The 5,165-nt window shown below is 74.5% G+C and carries 5 protein-coding genes and 1 pseudogene; 5 read left to right on the forward strand and 1 reads right to left on the reverse strand.

From position 1 onward, the window contains the following. The first annotated feature begins 50 nt into the window (after positions 1 to 50). The 4 genes from LJ221_RS23800 to LJ221_RS22220 all read left to right on the forward strand — a co-directional run bounded on the left by LJ221_RS23800 (position 51) and on the right by LJ221_RS22220 (position 3,368). On the forward strand, positions 51 to 344 hold the full coding sequence (locus LJ221_RS23800; protein ID WP_308314837.1) for a GNAT family N-acetyltransferase: 294 nt from the start codon (positions 51 to 53) through the stop codon (positions 342 to 344). 39 nt (positions 345 to 383) lie between these two features. Further along, entirely contained in the window at positions 384 to 638 is a 255-nt protein-coding gene (locus LJ221_RS23805) for a hypothetical protein (RefSeq protein ID WP_308314838.1), read from the forward strand. Positions 639 to 901: 263 nt separating this feature from the next. Next, entirely contained in the window at positions 902 to 2,995 is a 2,094-nt protein-coding gene (locus LJ221_RS22215; RefSeq protein WP_241718499.1) for a neutral/alkaline ceramidase, read from the forward strand. A gap of 217 nt (positions 2,996 to 3,212) precedes the next feature. Then, a complete protein-coding gene (locus tag LJ221_RS22220; RefSeq protein ID WP_241718496.1) occupies positions 3,213 to 3,368 on the forward strand; it encodes a hypothetical protein in 156 nt (51 codons plus the stop codon). 22 nt (positions 3,369 to 3,390) lie between these two features. Here LJ221_RS22220 and LJ221_RS22225 read toward each other — a convergent pair whose 3' ends face one another. Beyond that, complete coding sequence (locus LJ221_RS22225; RefSeq protein WP_308314839.1) at positions 3,391 to 4,593, reverse strand: LysR family transcriptional regulator; 1,203 nt, start codon at positions 4,591 to 4,593, stop codon at positions 3,391 to 3,393. Between the two features lie 317 nt (positions 4,594 to 4,910). Here LJ221_RS22225 and LJ221_RS22230 point away from each other — a divergent pair. Continuing rightward, a pseudogene (locus tag LJ221_RS22230) lies at positions 4,911 to 5,084 on the forward strand (snapalysin family zinc-dependent metalloprotease); the annotation flags it as partial. Positions 5,085 to 5,165: the final 81 nt, after the last annotated feature.

Raw genomic sequence — 5,165 nt, forward strand, 5'->3', positions numbered from 1 at the left:
CCGCCGTGAGGACACGGCGGCGGGCGGCGTCGTGCTGCCAGGATGGGGGCATGACCGGCATCAGCATCGGAGACAGCGGCGGCCCGGGCAGGATCGTCCTCCTCCACACGGCGGATCTGGACGCCTCCGTCCGCGCGGCGGTCCGCTCCCTGCTCGACGAGGTGTTCGAGGGGGACATGACCGACCAGGACTGGGACCACGCACTGGGCGGTGTGCACGCCCTGGCCTGGGAGGGTGCGGAGCTGGTGGGCCACGCCTCGCTGGTACAGCGGAGGCTGCTGCACGGCGGCCGGGCACTGCGCGCCGGCTACGTGGAAGGGGTCGGGGTCCGCGCCGGCCGGTGAGGTAGGGGCCGGCGCGGGCACGGGTACGGGGCCGCGCTGATGGGGGCTCTGGAGCGGGTGGTGCGCGCCGCGTACGACCTGGGTGCGCTGGCCTCCACCGACGAGGCGCCGGGCTTCTACGCGGCACGCGGCTGGCTGCTGTGGCGGGGGCCCCTCTCGGCTCTCTCCCCCTCGGGGACCGTGCGCACGGAGGAGGACGACGGGTGCGTCCACGTGCTGCCGGTGGCGGGCGGCGCGGAGCTGGACGCCACCGGTGAGCTGGTCTGCGACTGGCGCGACGGCGACCTCTGGTAGCCGGCCGGCACCGGGCGCCTCACGCGGCGCGGTACGGCGGGGCGGGCCGCACCCGTCCGGCGGTTTCCGGCCCTGGCGGCCGCGGGTGCCCGGCGGCGATCCCGCACAGATGGATTGTCCGCCGATGCCGTGAGTGTCATGCTCACAACTCCTGTCGGTAAACCGGCGGTAACCCCCTACTGCACCGTGAGGAGCCGCACGTGAGCGATCCCCGAACCCAGCGGCGCACACCGTCCGGCCGCGCCCCGGACATCCCCATCCATATGCCGGGCAGCAGCCGCCGCGGTGTCCTGCGCACCGCCGCCGCGGCGGCCGGACTCGGCCTCGCCGGGCTCCCGCGGACCGCGGCCCACGCGGCCGAGGACGCACCCGCCTCCGCCGCGTCCGGGCGGACCGACGGGGCGGGGGCCGGTTCCTACCTGGTGGGACGCGGCATCGCGGACGCCACCGGCGAGGTCACCGAGGTCGGCATGATGGGCTACGGGCGCACCGACCAGCAGGCGCGGGGGCTGCACAACCGGCTGCGGGCCCGCGCCTTCGTCATCGCCGACCGGACACCGGACGGAAGCGCCGGGGAGCGGGTGGCCCTCGTCGTGGTCGACTCCCCCATGATCTTCTCCAGTGTGCACCAGGCGGTGCTGCGCGCCCTGGAGGAGCGGTACGGCGGCCTCTACAACGCCCGCAACACCATGATCACCGCCACTCACACCCACGCCGGGCCGGGCGGCTACTCCCACCACCTGCTCTACAACATCACCACACTCGGCTTCCACGCCAAGACCTTCGACGCGGTCGTGCACGGCATCACGGAGGCCGTGGGCCGGGCCCACGCCGATCTGGCGCCTTCCGAACTCTCCTTTTCCCGAGGCGAGTTGCACGGCGCCAGCGTCAACCGCTCCCGCGCCGCGTTCGAGCGCAACCCGGCCGACGTCAAAGCCCACTTCCCCGACGCGATCGACCCGCTCACCACACTGCTGCGGATCGAGCGGCAGGGGCGGCTGGTGGGGGCGGTCAACTGGTTCGCCACCCACTGCACCAGCATGTCCGGCGACAACCGCCTCATCAGCGCCGACAACAAGGGGTACGCCGCCTACCACTGGGAGCGCGAGGTGGCGGGCGCGGACTACCTGGCCGGTACCGCGCCCGAGGTGATCACCGCCTTCGCGCAGACCAACGCCGGCGACATGTCCCCCAACCCCGACCTGGAGCCGCCCACCACACCGGAGGACTTCGAGAGCACCCGGGCCAACGGCCTGCGCCAGTACGAGGCCGCCGCCCGGCAGTTGGACCGGCCCGGCACCCGGCTGTCGGGAGGCGTGGACTCCCGGCTGGTGTACGTGGACCTCTCCGAGGTCACCGTGGAACCGGAGTTCACCGGCGACGGGCGCGTCCACAGGACCGCCAAACCGGCCGTCGGCGCGGCCATGGCGGCGGGCAGCACGGAGGACGGGCCGGCCTTCCCCGGCTTCTCCGAGGGCGAGAACCCCTTCTGGGACGCGATCTCCCACTCGGTGATCTACACCGTCTCGCCGGAGCTGCGCGATGCCCACGCGCCCAAGGCGATCGCCGTGCCCATCGGGGAGATGAACCGGATCTACCCCTGGGTGCAGGAGACCGTGCCCGTACAGCTGGTGCGCATCGGCCGGCTGTACCTGATCGGCGTCCCCGGCGAGGTCACCATCGCGGCGGGGCTGCGGCTGCGGCGCACCGTCGCCCAGGTCACCGGCGCGGACCTGGACGACGTGCTGGTGGCGGGCTACGCCAACTCCTACTTCCACTACCTCACCACCCCCGAGGAGTACGACGCCCAGCACTACGAGGGCGGCAGCACCCTCTTCGGCCGCTGGCAGCTGCCCGCCGTCCAGCAGGTCTCGGCGGAACTGGCCCGCGCGATGCGCGAGGGGCGGGCGCTGCCGACCGGACCGGAGCCACCCGACCTGTCCGCCGCGCCGCTCGCCCTCCAGCCGCCGATTGTGCTGGACGCCCCGCGGATCGGGCGCTCCTTCGGTGACGTGCTGAGCCAGCCGCGCGAGGGCTACCGGGCCGGCGAGCGGGTCTCGGCGGTGTTCGCCGGCGCTCACCCCGGCAACGACCTCCACCGGGGCAGTACCTATCTGCGGGTGGAGCGGTACGAGGACGGGGCCTGGCGCACGGTCGCCGACGACGGCGACTGGTCGACGGCCTTCCGCTGGGAGCGCGACGGGATCGCCGCCTCGAAGGTGACCGTCACCTGGGACGTGCCCTCCGGGGCCGTACCCGGCCGCTACCGCGTCCGCTACCACGGCGACGCCAAGCCCCTGGTGGGCGGCGCCCGTTCCTTCTCCGGCACCACCCGCGCGTTCGCCGTGCTGGCCTGATCCCCCGGCGGCCGGGGAGAAGACTCGTCACCGGCCGCGCACCGGGCTACGGTGACGTGTGACAGCCGCGTCCTCGGTGGTGACCGCACCGGCGGCGCGGGCGGACCCCGCGAGGGACGGCGGAAGGGGAACTGCCGTTGAACTGCACCACACGTGGAGCCACCGTGGTCCAAGGCCCCGACGGGCGCTGGTCCTGCGGCAACCGCGGAGCCACCGGGTGAGCCCGCCGCACTCCGACGTCCCGGCGCCCGACGTGGCCGTGATGCACTGCGCGCAGTGCGGCTGGGCGGTCCAGGAGGGGCCGCACGGCGGATACGTGTGCACCCAGTGCTTCCACACCGTCGAGCCGCCGCTGGACCTCGGCAGGGGCTGACCCGGGCCGCCCCGTGCGCGCCTCAGCCGCCCCCGCGTGCCCGGGGCACGCGCGGCGTGGCGGTGCGCGGAGCGGGCGGCCGCCGCGGGGCGCAAGGCGGTCCGGGCGCCGCGGCCAGGACGTGTTCCGGCGGTCCGTCCGGCGGTCCGTCCGGCAGTGCGTTCGGCGGTGCTTCCGCCGTGGTCGCGGTGTCCGCGTGACCGCCCGCGCGGCCGGGAGCCGGTATGCCGGAACGCTCTGCGGCGGACGGCGCGAGGCCTCCCTCCGGCGGAGGGAGCAGCGCGCCGCCGTGACGCAGCAGCCACCAGCGGTAGGCGGGGCTGGCCCAGGCGACCTCGGCGTAGGCGGCCATGAGGTCGGCGCGCAGGCCGCCGATCTCCGCCGCCGGCGGGCTGTCCGACCGGCAGGCGAGTAACAGCCGTACCGCCAGCGGGTCGTCGCGCAGCGGGCGGATGACCATTCCCTGGCGCTGCTGCGAGACGGGCTGGCACACGCTCACCGCCTCGCCCCCGGCGATCAGCGCCGCGGCGGTGGTGTTGTCGGGCACGTGGACCATGCGCGGGTCCAGTCCGGCGGTCGCGAAGGCACGGCGTGTGGCGGCCCACTCCCCGTCCGCCGTGAAGTCGACGATCCACTGGTCGTCGGCGAGATCGGCCATGTCCACCACCCGGCGGCCGGCCTGGGGGTGTGTTTCGGGCAGGGCGATGAACTGCGGTTCCCTGGCGACCAGGACGTGCTGTTCCACCCCTGGCGGGAAGCGCAGCGGGAAGCCCTCCGGCTCGTGGACGAAAGCCACGTCCACCTGCCCGTCGGCGACCGTCTGGAGCAGCGAGTTGGCCGATACGTCGATGTGAAGCCCGGCCTCCGCGCCGGGGTAGCGGACCCGGAGTCTGCGCACCCATCCGGCCACGGCGCGGCTGGCCGTGCTGCCGATCCGCAGCCGCGCCCCTCCCTCCAGCGCCGCCGCGCTCCTCGCCTCGCTCACCAGGGCCGCCATGTCGGCGACGATCGGACGCGCGCGGCAGAGCACGGACCGCCCCAGGGCCGTGGGACGGCTGCCCGTCCGCTCCCGGGTGAACAGCCGCCCGCCGATGGCGTTCTCGATACGGCGCAGCTGCGTGGTCAGGGAGGGCTGGCTCATGCCCAGGCGCAGCGCCGCCTTGCGGACGCTGCCGGCGTCGGCGATGGCGCACAGCACACGCAGATGCCTCACGTCGAGCTCCACACCTGGAGGATAACGACGCCCCAACGGGCGGCACCAGACGTCCGAACGCCACTGAAACGGCATGCCCGGCGTTCCGGGCACACGACCTGGCCTTCCCCGGCCGCTCCCGGTGATCCCCGGCACGCCCTGTCCGACAGGGGGACCGAACGGCGCGATCACCGGCGATAGCCCGGCGCTATCGCCGGTTGGCATCATCCCCGGGGGCACGGGATTCGAACACAATTCTGACTGGCCGAAGTTCCTCCGCCGGACCCGACCCCCTCAGGTTCCGCCTCCGGGTTCACCGACGAGAAGGAGACCCCCCACACATGAAGTCCTTGGGCCTGCGGGACAACTACTCCGGGCCGTGCAGTGAGTTGATGTCCGGCGGCGGCCCCGGCCCGTCCTGCGCCAACGCCTACCCCGACGCCGCCGAGCGCAGCCGGGTCAACCAGATCTGGTCGTACGGTCCGAGCGCCTTCCAGAAGGAGTCCACCGCCAGGGCCCGCTGACGGCGGAGGGGGGGGGGGGGGGGGGGGGGGGGGGGGGGGGGGGGGGGGGGGGGGGGGGGGGGGGGGGGGGGGGGGGGGGGG

Source organism: Streptomyces sp. CNQ085, from assembly GCF_022614595.1.
GTDB lineage: Bacteria > Actinomycetota > Actinomycetes > Streptomycetales > Streptomycetaceae > Streptomyces.

Bases quoted from the DNA above. Each gene is read 5' to 3' on its own strand.
- LJ221_RS23805 (WP_308314838.1), top strand. From the start codon at position 384: ATGGGGGCTCTGGAGCGGGTGGTGCGCGCCGCGTACGACCTGGGTGCG.
- LJ221_RS23800 (WP_308314837.1), top strand. From the start codon at position 51: ATGACCGGCATCAGCATCGGAGACAGCGGCGGCCCGGGCAGGATCGTC.
- LJ221_RS22215 (WP_241718499.1), top strand. From the start codon at position 902: ATGCCGGGCAGCAGCCGCCGCGGTGTCCTGCGCACCGCCGCCGCGGCG.